This is a genomic window from Odoribacter sp. N15.MGS-14, assembly GCF_000980245.1.
Classification (GTDB): domain Bacteria; phylum Bacteroidota; class Bacteroidia; order Bacteroidales; family Marinifilaceae; genus Odoribacter; species Odoribacter splanchnicus.
Map to the genome: position 1 here is coordinate 21,274 of NZ_LARE01000030.1, position 15,369 is coordinate 36,642.

Annotated in this window: 11 protein-coding genes; 9 read left to right on the forward strand and 2 right to left on the reverse strand. The window is 43.9% G+C overall.

Annotated elements, in window-relative coordinates:
- Positions 1–16 precede the first annotated feature (16 nt).
- Positions 17–802, reverse strand: coding sequence for a 16S rRNA (adenine(1518)-N(6)/adenine(1519)-N(6))-dimethyltransferase RsmA (gene rsmA / locus WS34_RS08180; protein ID WP_041557088.1), 786 nt, complete (start codon positions 800–802; stop codon positions 17–19).
- 90 nt (positions 803–892) lie between these two features.
- On the opposite strand from rsmA, the gene WS34_RS08185 reads away from it, so the two are divergent.
- From WS34_RS08185 to WS34_RS08220, 8 genes are all read left to right on the forward strand, one after another.
- Positions 893–1,912, forward strand: coding sequence for a lysylphosphatidylglycerol synthase transmembrane domain-containing protein (locus WS34_RS08185; RefSeq protein WP_013610513.1), 1,020 nt, complete (start codon positions 893–895; stop codon positions 1,910–1,912).
- Between the two features lie 16 nt (positions 1,913–1,928).
- Positions 1,929–2,558, forward strand: a complete 630-nt coding sequence (gene rsmG, locus WS34_RS08190) for a 16S rRNA (guanine(527)-N(7))-methyltransferase RsmG (protein ID WP_022159626.1) — start codon at positions 1,929–1,931, stop codon at positions 2,556–2,558.
- Positions 2,559–2,592: 34 nt separating this feature from the next.
- Positions 2,593–3,141 carry an RNA polymerase sigma factor gene (locus tag WS34_RS08195; protein WP_046404134.1) on the forward strand — a complete coding sequence of 183 codons (549 nt, stop codon included), beginning with the start codon at positions 2,593–2,595 and terminating at the stop codon, positions 3,139–3,141.
- A gap of 185 nt (positions 3,142–3,326) precedes the next feature.
- Entirely contained in the window at positions 3,327–4,487 is a 1,161-nt protein-coding gene (locus tag WS34_RS08200; RefSeq protein WP_013610516.1) for a FecR family protein, read from the forward strand.
- 20 nt (positions 4,488–4,507) lie between these two features.
- Positions 4,508–8,059 (forward strand): SusC/RagA family TonB-linked outer membrane protein, encoded by a 3,552-nt coding sequence (locus WS34_RS08205; RefSeq protein WP_013610517.1) that lies wholly within the window; start codon positions 4,508–4,510, stop codon positions 8,057–8,059.
- A 10-nt stretch (positions 8,060–8,069) separates the two neighbouring features.
- Positions 8,070–9,500 carry a RagB/SusD family nutrient uptake outer membrane protein gene (locus WS34_RS08210; protein WP_022159629.1) on the forward strand — a complete coding sequence of 477 codons (1,431 nt, stop codon included), beginning with the start codon at positions 8,070–8,072 and terminating at the stop codon, positions 9,498–9,500.
- Between the two features lie 48 nt (positions 9,501–9,548).
- Entirely contained in the window at positions 9,549–10,436 is an 888-nt protein-coding gene (locus tag WS34_RS08215) for a hypothetical protein (protein ID WP_046404239.1), read from the forward strand.
- A gap of 13 nt (positions 10,437–10,449) precedes the next feature.
- Complete coding sequence (locus WS34_RS08220; protein ID WP_022159631.1) at positions 10,450–12,996, forward strand: zinc-dependent metalloprotease; 2,547 nt, start codon at positions 10,450–10,452, stop codon at positions 12,994–12,996.
- Here WS34_RS08220 and WS34_RS08225 read toward each other — a convergent pair.
- Positions 12,988–14,316, reverse strand: coding sequence for a DUF4934 domain-containing protein (locus tag WS34_RS08225; protein ID WP_046404241.1), 1,329 nt, complete (start codon positions 14,314–14,316; stop codon positions 12,988–12,990). The genes WS34_RS08220 and WS34_RS08225 overlap by 9 nt on opposite strands.
- 166 nt (positions 14,317–14,482) lie before the next feature.
- On the opposite strand from WS34_RS08225, the gene WS34_RS08230 reads away from it, so the two are divergent.
- Positions 14,483–15,369, forward strand: an 887-nt coding sequence (locus WS34_RS08230; RefSeq protein ID WP_286693685.1) for a DUF4964 domain-containing protein, incomplete at its 3' end; no start/stop codon positions are given.

The window sequence follows — 15,369 nt, forward strand, 5'->3', positions numbered from 1 at the left end:
ATTTTAGATCGTCGTTTTATGCTTTATCGCCAATGTTCCTGTTTTTCTCGATATCCTGGCAGAGCTGGAGGAAGTCGGTAATACCGAGCTGTTCAGGCCGTAAATTCAGATAGGGAGAGTCGAATCCCGGAGGAATGATCCCGCGGATTGAATTCCTGAGTGTCTTCCGGCGTTGATTGAACCCTGTTTTTACGACATTGAAGAATAGTTTCTCTTCACATCCCAGTTCCACGCGTTCGTTCCGGGTCAACCGGATGACTGCCGATTTGACTTTAGGAGGCGGATCGAAAACCTTCTCCCCTACGGTGAATAGATATTCGATGTGATAGAATGCTTGAAGAAAGACACTTAAAATGCCATATGTTTTGCTACCCGGAGAGGCTGCAATCCGTTCGGCCACTTCTTTTTGTATCATACAGACCACCTGACGGACCAAATGCCGGTTTTCAATGATCCGGAAGAAAATTTGCGATGAGATATTGTAAGGTAGATTGCCGATCACAGAGAAAGGTTCCTGATAATATTGGCGGATATCTGTTTTCAGAAAATCTCCGTATAGAATCCGGTCCTGATATTCCGGTAATTCCTGATGCAGATAATCGATCGATTCCTGATCGATATCGATGGCCCGGACCGAAAATGCCGGATTGGCGAAAAGATGGCGGGTAAGTACACCCATCCCCGGACCGATTTCCAGTATATCCCGGGTGACAGGAAGTAAACTATCCGTAATTTTCCGTGCAATATTCTGGTCACGCAGAAAATGCTGTCCCAGACTTTTTTTAGCTCTGACAATACTCATGTTACAAAAGTATACAATTTCGGCGGAAAACGGTTTGGGCATGGGCATATTTTTGTACATTTGCAAACAATTTTATAAACCGATTTTCGTATGCACCCTCTTGTAAAAAATACGATAAAATTTTTTTTATTTCTGGCCGTATCGGCCTTTTTATTCTGGTTGGTCTACCGGGATCAGAATTGGGATGAATTGCTGACAGTGCTTAAAGAAGATGTGAATTATTTCTGGATCGGAGTAGCTTGTGTTATGGGGATTGCCAGTCACGTCAGCCGGGCCCTGCGGTGGCAGTTGCTGACCGCATCTATGGGGTATAGGATTTCTTTCGGGAATAGTTTTATGGGGGTGATGATCGGATATTTCGCCAATTTGGCTATCCCGCGGATGGGCGAGTTTACCCGTTGTGGGGTAGTCAGTAAATATGAGGAAGTTCCTTTTTCTAAATTATTGGGTACGGTCGTGACCGAACGGGTAATCGATATGATGATTTTATTGTTCCTGACCTTGATTGTCGTCATTACCCAGTTTAAACAAGTCGGTATTTTTTTAGATAATAATCAGGAGATTGAAGAGAAGGTGGTGAATATGTTCCATTCTTCATGGATGTTGTTGGTGTTGGTTGTTTTGGCGGCTGTCGGTTGGTTGTTTTGGCGGTTGATCCGTAAAACTCGTTTTAAAGAACGGATTCATTCTTTTTTTAAAGGACTGAAAGAAGGGTTGCTTAGTGTGAAAGATGTGCGACACAAAGGATTGTTCGTTTTTTATTCCTTATTTATCTGGTTGATGTATTTCCTGATGTTTTATGTCTGCTTCTTCTGTTTTCAGTTTACTTCGCATTTGGGGGCACTGGTCGGGTTGACCATTTTCGTTCTTTCGAGTTATGGTATGGTGGCTCCTGTACAGGGAGGTATCGGGGCCTGGCATTTTATGGTTATAGCAGCTTTGATGATTTATTTGCCGCATACCCCGAATATCGAAAGCATGGCCAAAACTTTTGCTCTATTGACCCACGGTACAATGACGTTGTTATATATCGTGGTCGGTGTGATTTGTGTAATCTTGCTGCCGCTTTATAATAATGCCGCAGGAAAACAGGGAAAGGATCGGAGGTAAGTTAATTATTTTGACTATGGACACAGTGAATTTGATATATGATTATTTTCCGGAACTGACGGAGGAACAACGGGAACGTTTTGCTCGTCTGGAAGGTTTGTATCGGGAATGGAATGAAAAGATAAACGTGATTTCCCGTAAGGATATGGATGAGTTTTGGGTACATCATGTGTTGCATTCACTGGCGATCGCAAAGATCATCCGTTTTGCTCCCGGGACTCGGGTGATGGATGTCGGTACAGGAGGAGGATTCCCGGGGATTCCTTTGGCTATTTTGTTTCCTGAGGTAAATTTCTATCTGATCGATTCCATCGGCAAAAAGATAAAAGTCGTGGAAGGGATTCGGGATGCTTTGGGGTTACAGCATGTCAGGACCGAGCAGATCCGCGTGGAAAATGTTGCGGAACAACAGGATTTTATTGTCAGCCGGGCTGTGACAGCTTTTCCTGCCTTTGTCAAACTGATCCGGGGAAAGATCCGGAAGGACTCGGCCCATTCCCTGGACAATGGAGTGATCTATTTAAAAGGAGGAGATTTTGAGGAAGAAATTGCACCTTTCCGTTCTAAAGTGAAAATCTATTCCATTCCTGACTTTTTTTCGGAAGATTTTTTTGAAACCAAGAAAATCATCTATTTGAAGAATTAGTTCTTTCAATATTTTTTTATTTTTGCCGTACTATATGAGGTGTAAAGATGAACAGGAAATATTGACCTTGATTAGTTGCGGTAATCCGGATGGACTAAAAAGCCTTTTTGATCTTTATTATAAGCCTCTTTGTATTTTTGCTATGAACTTTCTGGATTCTTTCGGTGAGTCGGAAGATATCGTCCAGGACTTGTTTGTGAAGTTTTGGGAAAAATATAAAGATAAACAGTTCGAGGGATCGTTGAGGGCTTATTTTTTTACTGCTGTCCGGCATAATTGCGCGAAGGTGTTAAAATTGAAGAACCGCTATAATTTACAGTTGGAAGAGGAATATATCGAGGAACCGGTGTATTCCGAAGAGGAGTTTGAGGGAGAGTGCCGGAAATTATATGCCGAAATAGCCCGTCTTCCCGAACAATGCCGGAAAGTGTTCGAGCTGATCGTATTAAAAGATATGAAATACAAAGAAGTGGCTGACTTTCTCGGTTTATCTGTGAATACCGTAAAGACTCATTTTGCCCGTGCATTGAAACAATTGCGCAGTTCTCTTCAAATTCTGCTTGTTTTCTTACTTCGGAAATAGCGATCGGGGTATCGCTGAAAAGCCTTGGGGGATAGGTTATCCGTAAATTGCCTTTTCGGGTAAATTATTTTTTCGAAAAAAAAATTTCATTTCATTCACCCATTTTAATCTTTTTGAGCTTTAGGTAATAGAAACGTTTTCTAAATAAATCGTCTGTGCGCAGGATAAATTTAAAATCGAAAGCAATGAATGAAGAGGAATTAGTCTCTTATGTGGTTCGCTATTGTAAACATGAATTATCGGAAGAAGAATACCGGTTTTTACAACGGTGGTTGGAGGAAAAACAGGAAAATCGGCAAACTTTCCGGGAATGGGTGAGAACTTATAGACAAGGGCGTAAGGTGGGGTGTTGGGATGGGATTCAGGAGGAGCAGGCCTGGGAGCAAATATCCTGCCGTCTCTCTGCCTCGCCCCGGAAGAGACGTCGCTTATGGAAGGAATGGTGGAAACAAGTTGCAATACTGATCCTTTTATTGGGTAGCGGATTATTGTATTATTCGTTGCAACAGTTACAGGAAAGTCGGGAGACCGCTTTGTCTCAGATCGTTCCGGGTAGCCGAAAGGCGGTGTTGCGTTTGTCGGATGGGCGGGAAGTTACACTGGAAAAAGAGACTACCTGCGTATTGACCGAGGAAGACGGTACCCGGATTTCAGTCGGAGGGCAGGAGCATATCGTTTATCAGGCTGTAAGCCAGGAACAGGAAAAATTGGCTTATAATACAATTACCGTGCCCCGGGGCGGGGAATATTCCCTGGTATTGTCGGACGGTACACGGGTGTGGCTGAATGCGGAAACCGAACTGACTTATCCCACGGTTTTTGGCAAGGGAGAGAGAAAATTGATGCTGAAAGGGGAAGCTTGTTTCGAAGTAGTAACAGATACAGCCCGTCCTTTTATTGTCGAGAGTTTCTACAATCGCGTCGAGGTGTTGGGTACGCGCTTTAATGTTTCTGCTTATACCGGTAAAAGTGCGGTGAAAACTACTTTGTTGAGGGGAAAGGTCAAAGTGTCGAATAGAAAAGGACAGTTGGTCTTGTCACCGGGCGAACAAGCCGTTTGCCTGGAAGAAGAAATAGAAAAATGTGAAGTCGATGCCCGGGCTGTGGCTGCCTGGGTAGACGGAACTTTTGAATTTGAAAACATGTCTTTAGGCGAAATCACCGATCAATTGGGACGTTGGTACGATGTAGACTTTGTATTTGCCGATCCGCAGTTGAAAGCAATCACTTTTACGGGAGCTGCTACCCGTTATCGTGAATTGGATTTTGTGTTGCGGATGCTGGAAGAATTGGCTCGGGTACGGTTCCAGTTAGAAAATAAAACGATCCGGGTTTCGAAAATTTGAATCTACTAAACTACAAAATTATGAAAAAAAGAAGAAAAAATCCATCCGGCATACGACTGATTGTCAGGTTGTGCTGTTTTTTCGTATTTGTATCGAGCTTGCATACTCAGGCAACCGTATGGGCTCAGGGGAAAGTGACCGTAGAGCTGCAGAATAAAACACTCGGAGAGGTGTTGAAAGTATTGAAAGAACAAACAGGCGTGCACTTTATGTATAATACTCAGGAGGTGAATGTCGGGACGAAAGTCTCTGTATCCCTGAACGAAGCCCGGTTAGAGGAGGCCTTACAATCGATCTTTCAGGGGTTACCTTATCGTTACAATCAGGTCGAGGACTATATTTTAATTACTCCGAAAAAAGAATCGGAAACCCAGCAGACCGATATGCGGACAGTGAAAGGAAAAGTAGTGGATTCTAAAGGAGAACCGCTACCCGGAGTATCTGTGGTGGTAAAAAATACAACAGCCGGAGTAGCAACGGATATAGAGGGAAAATTCGAGATCCGTTTGAATTCGGGAGAAGAGATCTTAGTGTTTTCTTTTGTGGGAATGCGTACACAGGAAGTGAAAGCGAATAAAGATAACCTCTATGTCGTGATGGAGAGTGTGGCCGAATTGATGCAGGAAGTGATCGTGAAGACCGGTTACCAGAATATCGAGAAACGTAAGCTTTCTTCTTCCGTCTTTACTATCGATGGTGATTTGGTGCGGGAAGGAGCTGCTTTGGGGTTGGATAATATGTTGCAGGGAAAAATTCCGGGAATGAATGTTATGGGATCTTCCTCGACTCCCGGAGCTGCAACGAAAATCAGAATCCGCGGATCTTCGACGATTTCAGGTAACCGCGAACCCTTGTGGGTAGTCGATGGATTTATTCTGGAAGATCCCGTACAGATCAGTGCCGAAGAATTGAATAGCCTCGATAACGTAAACCTCATCGGAAATGCGATTTCTTCGCTGAATCCACAGGATATCGAACGGATAGACGTTTTGAAAGATGCTTCGGCTACCGCTATTTATGGGGTAAAAGCTGCCAATGGAGTTATCGTCATTACCACTAAGAAAGGAAAAATCGGGAAGCCCCGGGTGAGGTATTCAATGAATTTATCGGTCAATGAACGACCGGAATACGACGGGCTCTACCGGATGAATTCGAAGGACCGGATCGAGGTATCCAAGGAAATCGAACAGAGGGGATTGTCGTTCGGTACTCCTCCGGCCAGGGTTTCTTATGAAGGTGCTTTGCTGGACCTGTACGACCGGACCATTACTTATGAAGAGTTTCAGAAGAAAGTGAAAAGACTGGAAGAAGTGAATACCGATTGGTTCGATATCATTTACCGGACCTCTTTTTCACAAAAACATAATGTTTCTATTTCAGGTGCTAACGATAAGGTAAATTATTATTTTTCAGGTGGTTTACAGCATATCCCCGCTACGGTGAGAGGTACCGGTGTAAAACAGTTCAACGGCCTGATGAAACTGGGAGTGAATCTGCTTTCCAATCTGAAAATGGAGTTGCAGATGAGAGCGTCGACCGACGATAAGGATTACCTGCATTCTTCTTTGTCTCCTTATCAGTATGCCTATAATACTTCCCGTGCGATACCCTGTTATAATGAGGACGGTACGTTGGCTTATTACAACAAGACGCAGGGCTATGAATTCCCGCTACAATACAATGTGGTGAACGAAATGCAACATACGGGGATGAATATCGAGGGGACGACGTTGAATTTCAATGCTAATTTACTATGGGAGATTATTCCTGGATTAAGATTAACCGGCGCCTTGAGTTACAATCGGTCGAATACCGATCAAAAAGAATGGTTCGACGAACAATCTTACGCGGCTGCTCAGCTCAGAAATTATAATTACGGACTGGAATTGCCCGATAGTGACATTTGGCGTGAACAGCAATGTAAGTTGCCTTACGGGGGAGAACTGGTGAATACGGATACCCGGAATACTTCTTATACTGCAAGGGCACAAGTGGATTATTCTTTTCAATTTCTGGAAGATCATCAGATCACGGTGGTTGCCGGTACGGAGGCACGTTCGTCTAAATACAAAGGATTGAAATCGACGGAATACGGTTATTTGCCCGACCGGGGAGAAAAATTTGTAGAGATCGACCCGGTGCAGTGGCCGAAATATGGTGATCTGGTGAAAAGTCATCCGAATGTGATCACCAATACCCTGACCAATGTGATGTCATGGTATGGAACATTCACTTACGACTATATGAACCGCTATATCGTCAATTTCAATATCCGGGCCGACGGTTCCAATAAGTTCGGACAGGATAAGAGTAACCGTTTTTTACCGATCTGGTCGGTCTCGGGCCGATGGAATCTGCACGAAGAAGCCTTCCTGAAAGAAGTGATGTGGATGAATATGTTTGCTTTCCGGGGATCATACGGTATTCAGGGGAATGTCTCACCCGATCAGACACCGAATTTGTTGATCCAGCTGGGATCCTTCGATCCGATTTCGAAACAGTATATTTCAAAGTTATCGAAGCTGCCCAATCCGCAATTGCGCTGGGAAAAGACGACTTCGTGGAACTTCGGGGTGGATTTCGCTTTCCTCGATAACCGATTGAACGGTAGTGTAGAAGTATACCGGAAGAAAGGGAAAGATCAGATCATTTCCAAAGAAGTGGCTTCGACGACCGGGAGTACGACTATGCAGCTGAATGCCGGAAACCTGGAAAATAAAGGGTATGAAATCGTGTTGAATGTAGTGCCGGTGAAAACGAAAGATATTACCTGGGCACTGAATATCAATGGGGCCCGGAATATCAATAAGGTAACGAAATCCGGGATTACGACGGATTACGGATACAAGGAATATCTCGATGGATCGGCTGTTATTCCGGGAGAAGCCCTGAATACTTTTTATTCTTATAAATATGATCGGTTGGATGCTAACGGCTTGCCTACTTTTAAAGATATCGAAGAAACCGACGGTATCACCCAAACGGAGATGTTTGCCAAGGTTTTCGCCTATTCGGGTACCCGTATACCGGATATTACCGGTGGGTTCGGTACGGATATCTCGTATAAGAATTTAGCTATCGGAGGATTTTTTTCTTATAGTTTGGGGACTAAGATCCGGCTGAACAACTTGTATAATGATTCCGGACAGCGGCTTCCGCAGCCTCAGCAAAATATGAATCAGGCGTTTGTGAACCGGTGGAAACAACCCGGTGATGAAAACCGTACGGATATTCCGGTATTGACGACCGATCCGCTGGATATGTACGGATTGGGGATCGACCGGAAAATCAAGATTGCCGATAATGGCTGGGAGATGTACAATAAGAGTGATCTACGGGTGGCTTCAGGGAATTATCTGCGCTTAAAAAACTTGTATGTGCGGTATAATTTCAGTGATAGAATCTGTCATAAGATCCGGGCCCAAATGATCAGTGTGCGCTTCGAGGCGACTAACCTCTGGTTACTGGCCGATAAAAAATTGAAAGGACAGGATCCGGAACAGGTGACTTTGGGAGGAGTTTCTACACCTCCGACTTCTTCATATACTTTGGGATTAGATATCACTTTTTAAATAGCAGACTATGAAACGATATATAAGATTATTAGGGGTATTACTGATATTGTTTTCCTCTTGCTCTGATTTTTTGGAAGAGAAATCACAGGATTTGATTATTCCGAAGTCGGTCAAAGATTACCGGGAGTTCCTTTTCGGTGAGGCCTATATCCGGGATGAAACCCAGATACATACTTACCTGGACATCATGACGGACGATGTGAAAGAAAATATCAAGGGTAGTTTTCTGGGGGGAGATACCCGGGCCAGCGGTTATGGCTACTATACCTGGCAGGCCGATCCGGAGCAGACGGTTTCCGGAGCGATCAGTGAAGATAAGGCTTGGGAGACATATTATCATTCTATCCTGATCTGTAACATTACGCTGGATAATATCGGGGATATCAGCGGATCGAAGGCCGAGAAAGAAGACTTGAAGGCAGAAGCTTATGCTTTGCGGGCTTATTGTTATTTTATGCTGGTGAATTTGTATGGACAACCTTATAATCAGGCGACGGCCGAAACGGATCTCGGAGTTCCGGTCAACGATGTGGTAGGGATGGAAGACCGGAAGTTTGTCCGGGAGAGTGTGGCTGAAATCTATCGGCAGATAGAAAGCGATCTGAAAGAAGCGATTACTTGTTTCAAAGCCTCCAACCTGACGAAGACCTGTTTCCGCTGGAACCTGCCGGCTACGTATTTGTTGGCTTCCCGGGTGAGCTTGTATAAGAAAGAGTATGATAAAGCCATCGAATATGCGACGTATGTGATCGCTGCACAACCTCAGCTCTATGATTTGTCGGCAATGAGCGACGATGATTATTTTCTGAATGAAAAGAATCCTGAGATATTGTTTACTTATGGCTATTATCTGGTGAGTTATTATGCCTGGCTGGCCAAATGTAATTTCCCGATTTCCGACGATCTTCAGGCATTATACGGGGATAACGACTGGAGATTGACGCATTTCTTCTACAAACGGGGAGCTGTTTATACGGCCCAAAAATCGGAAACTTCGGGAACTACCGGCATATACGGATATGCTTTCCGGACAGCGGAAGCCTACCTGAACCGGGCAGAGGCTTATGCCGAGAAAGGAGATAAAGACAAAGCTTTACAGGATCTGAAAACCATTCGGGAAAAACGCCTGAAAGTGTACGAAGAGGTACAAGCGGTGACTAAAGAAGACGTCATCCGGAGGGTAAGGGAAGAAAGACGGCGGGAACTCAGCTTCGAATTTCATCGCTGGTTCGACCTGAGGCGTTGGGACCGGCCCCGGATAGAGCATACCTTTACACCCGATATCAAGCAACCCGATGTCGTTGAAAAATATGTACTCGAAAAAGACGATCCGGCCTATACCTTGCCTTTACCCCGGTCGGTAGTGGAATATGATCCGACACTGGTCGACAATCCCCGTCCACAACGGGAGAATCAGAATGTTACCGGAGAAAATTGATCATATGAGTCTCGACAATGAAACCTTTAACTTAAAACGATAATTGTTATGAAAACTAGATGGTTGATATATATTCTGTTAGGTGTTTTCCTGAGTTCCTGTTATAAAGAGGAGAATATCGAGGGAGAAGAAGACGAGCCCAAGTACAAGGTGGAAGATAGTGAAGACCCCCTGGATCACTTTATTTATGGGTTTTATCATGACTACGGTGTATTTATTTTATATGATTATGAGGAAGTCGATTATCGATGGAATATGAGTACCGTATTGAATGTGGAATTGATAAAACAAACGGATAAGGTTACTTTGAACGAAGGTTTGGCCTATTTGGACAACGTTTTGTTCCAATATTATACCGATGATTTTAAAAAACATTATTTCCCCTTCAAGATTTTACTGGCCGATTCAGTGCAAGTGCTTAAAAATGGTGTATGGTACCCGGATGAACCGGCGACAGCAGGTTTGAGCTTTCTGGGAATCGGTCGAATCCGTAACGGGATAGGTGAGATTCCGGCCGATAGCCTGCTTGAATTGAGAGGAAAGGTACAGGCTGCTTTCTGGGCGAATTTTTTATACAATAATGAAATGATGGATCTTCCCGAAGCTTTCTGGAACATCAGCGAGGATTATTACGGGGGAAATCTGAAGTTGGTGGATGGGAATAGCGGGCTCAAACCCGATGAGATCGATATGAAGAAATATGGATTCTGGGACCGTGACCGGACGGCCGATAATGGGACCAACTACTGTATGGCTCCTAACAAAACGCTGGATATCAATCAATTTATCGATATGGTTACGACCCATACAACCGCGGAAATGGGGGCATTGATCGCTCCGTACGATCGGCTGAAAGATAAATACCATTTATTGGTAAATCAACTGAAAGAAGTGTATGGAGTGGATATTCAGGCAATAGGAAATGATCAATATTAATAAAACGAGAAGTATGAAAAACAGATTTTTTTATTTCGTGATTCTTTTATTGGCTGTATGTTTATCGGCCAATGCCAATGATTTTAAGAAGAAACGTAAAAAGCAAGAGACGACTCCGGCTTTGGCCGACGCCTTGAAGAAAGAAAAAACGGAGGACAAAAGCTATGATAAGGTGATTACTAAAGAAGCCCGCACGAAGAAGGGACTGATCACCTTACATATGGTGAAAAGTACATTCTATATGGAAATACCGGTGAAGTTGATGGGAAAACCGATGTTGTTCGCCGGTAGGGTGGCGGAGATCAGCGACAATAAGGATGTGGTGGCCGGACAGATGCCCCAGGATCCGATGCTGGTGGAATGGAGCTGCGATGAGGAAAAAGTCTATCTCCATAATGTGATCAGCAGATCGGTATGTGATGAAAACGAACCGATTGCAATATCTATGGAACGGAACAATCTGAAACCGGTCATCCGGGCTTTTCCGATCAAAGCATTCAGTAAAGATTCGAGTGCGATGGTGATCGATGCCACTAAATTGTTTTGTGCCGACGAACGGCCGGTAAGTCCTTTTATTCCTGCCTCTCCCTTCGATGCTTTGTTCGGTATGAAAAAGATGAAAGGGGTTTTTAAGGCCGATCTGTCGTCGATCCTCGATTTCAAGGCTTTCCCGCAGAATATTTCTGTAAAAAGCCGGGTGGCCTATACGGTCAACGGTACTCCTTTTACGGCTGTCGTCCATTTGTCGATGATACAGCTGCCGGATGAGCCGATGCGGCCTCGTTTACTCGATCCCCGGATGGGGTATTTCTCCGATCGGAAAGTGTTGTATTCCACCGAAAAAGATCAGAGCGAGAAGATCGCTTATGTCAATCGCTGGCGTTTGGAACCTAAACCCGAAGAACTGGAACGGTATAAAAAAGGGGAATTGGTAGAGCCGGCTAAACCGATTGTTTTTTATGTGGATAACGCCCTGCCGGCTAAATGGAAAAAATATATCAAATTGGGTATCGAGGACTGGCAACCTGCTTTCGAAGCGATCGGTTTCAAAAACGCTATCGTAGCCCGTGATTTCCCGACCGATGATCCCGATTTCGATCCCGACGATATCCGTTATTCCTGTTTCCGCTATGCGACGACGACGGTGGCCAATGCGATGGGACCGTCCTGGACCGATCCCCGTTCAGGTGAAATTATTCAGGCATCGGTGTATATGTATCACGATGTGTTGAAATTGTTGCACAACTGGAAGTTTGTTCAGACAGCTCAGGTCGATCCGAAAGCCCGGGCTGCCGTTTTTGACGAAGAAACGATGGGAGCGAGCCTGCGCTATGTCGCCTCACACGAAATCGGACATACGCTGGGATTGATGCATAATATGAGGGCTTCTTATTCGATACCGGTGGATTCGCTCCGTTCCCCCGCTTTTACTGCAAAATACGGAACGACGACTTCTATCATGGATTACGCCCGGAATAATTATGTGGCACAGCCTGAAGATAAAAATGTACGCTTGATTCCGCCCCTGTTGGGTGTGTACGATATCTTTATGATCAAATTGGGATATGCTCCGATTTACGATGCCGAAACACCGGCCGACGAATATGCTACTCTGAATAAATGGATTCAGGAAAAAGCGGGCGACCCGATGTATACCTATGGTGAACAGCAAATCCTGGGAACCCTGGATCCCGCTTCCCAGTCGGAATCGCTCGGGGACGATGCGGTGAAAGCCAGCCGGTATGGGATTAAGAACCTGCGGTATATCATGGACCATCTGGTGGAATGGAGTGCAATTGAAAATCGGCCTTATGATCAGACCAGTGAGTTATATTACGAACTGACCAAACAATACCAAAGGTATATGGGACATTGTATGGCCTACATCGGAGGGCTGTATCTCAACCATCCGGTAGCCGGAGATGAGCAGAAAGGATTTGTACCCGTGTCCAGGGAGAAACAGAAAGAGGTCGTGAAATTTTTCTTCGACGAATTTAAAGAACAACCCAAATGGATGGCGAAGAAAGAAATTATGACCCTTTTCGAACCGAATAATGATATGGTCGCTAATTTGCAGGCAAATCTGCTTCGTAATCTATTGAACAGTTCTACACTCGGAAAAGTGGGCATGAATGCCAAATATTCCGAGCGGCCTTATACCCAGAAGGAATACCTGAACGATTTGTATCAGGGGGTATGGAATAAGACCGAACAAGGGAAAGCCTTGGATTATTACGACCGTAACCTGCAATACGCTTATGTGCAATATTTGTTAAAAGAACTGGAACTCACAAAGGATGCGGAGAAGTCGAAAGGGCTCTCTTTGGAATTATTGACTGAAGACCATTTGCCGTGTTATTGCTACGAGTATCACCGGCATGCCCGGCAAATGTCTGCCAATACCAAAATATCGGATTTGGGGATCAGTTCTAAAACTTTGTATTACGGGCAATTGGTAAAACTGAAAGAGCTACTGAAGAATAGACGCCATTCTGCTTCGGGAGACGACAAAGTGCATTATGATTATTTGTACTTCGAATTGAATAGTGCCCTAAAATAGGGATTCCGGGACGGACCTTTCGTCCCGAAAATAGGACGAAAGGTCCGTCCCGGAATCCCAAAACCTATCTTTTTTCAGATAATTCAAAATAATTACCGGATTATCGTTTTCGTTCAATTGTTCATTAAGTCGTTTGAGTGGGTCTTGAACAATCTGTCCCTGATTCTCAAGGTATTCACACCTTGCTTTGATTAGCATGACTTCCCACCATTCGACACATATATCCTGAGACATTCCTCTAACAATAAGCATGGGGACGATATTCGGGTCAACGGAATTGATTTCGGCAAAAATGCCCTGCCGGCTATTCTTATTCCAAAACAGATAATAATTTTTTCCACCTATCGCATTTTCAACAATCAGATTATTCTCACTTTCCATAATGTTTACAGGCACCACATATTTGCGTCTTATCCACTCCTCCTGTAATTGTGTATTATTTTTAGTTTTCCGGTTCGCCAAATAATTCTCGGGAATTTCCTGTTTCGGTATGGGATTTACCGCATATAAAGGAATGAGAGAGGTATCGGCAAACCGGTACAAAATATTACTGAATGGCAGAATACAAGTCAGGGAATCTCCATATTGAGCAACCGGAAGAATAGAATATCTCCAACTATCAACCTCCATCTTGATTTTCTGTTCCAAATGGCTTATCACTTTTAATTTTCCGGTCTGTAAATTGTATAAAGAATAGAGTATATCTGAAAACCGGGAAATACGATGAGCCAGAAATAACAAAGTGTCATTTAGCGGATAGATATTTTGAATCCCGGAGTCCACTTCCTTTCCGTCAGAAGAGGGGATCAGAACGGCCGGCCGGATATTTATCGATTTAATGAATCGATTATTCAGCGTATAAAAATGTAAGCTCAGTAAGATCGGATCAAAAATGACGATCTCCTGTTTTTTACTTATATAAAAATGATCTATGGCCCCATATTCACCGGGAGCGCGTCCGCGTTTCCCAATCTTATTCAGAAATCTTCCGTTCTGATCGAATACCAGTAGTCTCTGGCCATCCCGGACGACGATCCGGTCATCGGTCAATCGGACATCTGTCACTTCTTCTATCAAAACCGAATCCCTTGTTTCTAAAGGGATATACCTGAAACTATCACAAATCTGATTTATATCCAGCGTATCACAAACCAAAATATTATTCGGATTAAATTCGAAAACAGCCTCTTTTATGGCCGGCCTTTTTTCTTTACAACCCGTAATACAAAACAATAAGATGACTAAAATCAGATTATTATTCATTTCGTTCAGATTTTCATAAATAAGTTTCCCTTTATCCTTGTAGATAACTACTTCCAAAATAACAATTTTTTTTATACGATTCCAAGGGATTCCGGGACGGACCTTTCATCCCGAAATGAAGAGAATTTGATATTTATTGATCACATTTTATCGGTGAGAAAGGGATCGAACGGCTAAGTTTGCAGCGTTGAAAAAGGGCAATAATTTCTAAATCGATAAAAATATGATTAAAAAAGGGGTTACATTGTTATTAAGTGTATTTGTGCTAACGGTTGCATGGGGTGAGAATCACTATGCTCCGGGGAAAAAGAACTCATTGAGGGCTCCTTCTGTGCCTTTGGTGACTTCCGATCCTTATTTTTGTATCTGGTCTCCTTATGATAAGCTGTATGAGGGTAACACCGAACATTGGACAGGTAAAGAGCAGGCTTTGATCGGTGCGTTACGGGTGGATGGGAAGACTTACCGTTTTATGGGCCGGGAGAAGCAGGCTTTCGAGACGATACTCCCGATGGCCGATCTGGAGAAATGGGAGGCGGATTATACGGAAAGCGAACCTGCCGGTGACTGGACTGCGGTGAATTACGATCAAAATTGGAAAAAAGGAAAGGCTGCTTTCGGGACGAAAGAAATGCAGCATCTGGGAACCGGATGGGATACCGAAGACATTTGGATACGCCGGACTTTCGAGTTGGAAGAAAATTTGAGTAAAGCACCGGTATACCTGAAATATTCCCACGATGATATTTTCGAGCTGTACATCAATGGTATTCAAGTCGTAAAAACCGGTTATACCTGGAAAAACGGTGTCTTGCTGGAATTGAGCGAAGCCGTCAAAAAGACCTTGAAGCCCGGTAAGAACGTTATTGCAGCGCATTGTCACAACAAAGAAAACGGGGGATATGTAGATTTCGGACTGTTTAGAAAACAGTCGGCCGATAATAATTTTTCTGCCGATGCAGAACAACTTTCGGTAGATGTATTGCCGACACAAACCTTTTATTCGTTTCGTTGCGGGCCGGTGATCCTGGATGTCATCTTCACTTCTCCTTTGTTGGCGGACGATCTTGATCTGGTGTCCACGCCGATCAGTTATATCACTTATCAGGT